The following is a 1,468-nucleotide window of genomic DNA, read 5'->3' on the forward strand; positions in this document are numbered from 1 at the left end:
AGCTAGACCACTGGGTAGATAGGCCGGATGTGGAAGGCAGGACTAACGACTGCCGCAGCTGACCGGTACTAATAAGCCGACAACTTGACTAACTTCATTCATTGCTACGCGTCCACTGTGCGGTTCCCGAGAAACCAACGGTTCATTCCCGTTGACATCTCGACAGAGTTACGGCGGTCATAGCGAAGGGGAAACGCCCGGTCCCATTCCGAACCCGGAAGCTAAGCCCTTCAGCGCCGATGGTACTGCACCCGCCAGGGTGTGGGAGAGTAGGACGCCGCCGGACAATCATTCAACGAAAGGCCCACCCCTGACCGGGGTGGGCCTTTCGTCGTTCCCTCGCCACCACGCCGGAGCACAGGCCCGGGCGCGACGTGAGAAGACTCTCCGCGCACACGCGCGACCAGAGCGGTCCGTCGTGTGCCCGGAGGCCTCCCGTGGTGGGACGATGGGGCCAGACGATCGATCGAGGAGTACAGATGAACAGCGACGCCCCCACCGGCCCCGGTGGCCAGGACCGACCCCGCAGGAACGGACCGCAGCGCGGCGGCCGTGCCGCAGGCAATCCCGCCGGCCGCCCGGGAGGTGACCGCCCGCGGTCCGGGCAGGACCGGGACGCGCGTCCGTCCTCGGACGCCCGGCGCGGGCGCCCGTCCAGCGGGGGCCCGCGCACAGGCGCGCAGCGCGCCGGCGGGCAGGGCCAGGGCGGCTGGTCGGAGCGGCCGCGGACCGGTGGCCCGCGCCCGACCGCGGCCGGCGGGTCCGGCGTGCGCGGCCCCCGGCAGGGGCGTCCGGGCGGCTCCCGCCCCGGCGGCGACACCTGGGGCTCGCGTCCCGGAGGGGCCGAGCGGGACGCAGCCCGTCCGGCCTGGGGTGGAGCGGCCGACCGTGGCGACCGCCGAGACGGGGGCGCCGGCGCAGGGCGGCCGGCGCGGGGCGGTGCGCGTCCTTGGGAGAGCTCCGGCCGTGGCGAGTCCCGTCCGGCGCGCAACGGCGGTGCCTCGGGTGGCGCGCCGCGCGGTGGCCGTGACGAGGGCGGCTCGTTCCGTGGCGGCCCCCGGTCCGAGAGCGGCAGGCCCGGCGGTTCCCCCGCATCGGGTCGGCCGGCCGGTGGCCGCTCCTTCGGTGACCGTGACCGGTTCGCCGGTGGCGGGGACCGCTCGGGTCGTCCCGCGTTCGGCGACCGTGACCGTGACCGTCGTCCGTCGACCGGCGAGCGTCCGGGTCGTCCGGCGGCCGGCGAGTGGAGCGGTCGGCCGTCCTCCGGCGACCGTGACCGGCGTCCGTCCTCCGGTGGACGTGGGGAGCGTCCCGCGTTCGGTGACCGGGACCGTCGTGCGTCGAGCGACCGTCCGGCGTTCGGCGACCGTGGCCGTGGCCCGTCGGGTGGGCGGTCCGAGCGCCCGTCCTTCGGTGACCGCGCGGGTCGTCCCGCGTTCGGTGACCGTGACCGTCGTCCCTCCTCCGA

1 rRNA gene is annotated in these 1,468 nt (G+C 74.9%); it reads left to right on the forward strand.

Annotated elements, in window-relative coordinates:
- The first annotated feature begins 169 nt into the window (after positions 1-169).
- A 5S ribosomal RNA gene (rrf, locus tag BMZ16_RS06150) occupies positions 170-286 on the forward strand.
- Positions 287-1,468: the final 1,182 nt, after the last annotated feature.

This window comes from Cellulomonas sp. KH9 (assembly GCF_900114185.1).
Lineage (GTDB): Bacteria > Actinomycetota > Actinomycetes > Actinomycetales > Cellulomonadaceae > Cellulomonas.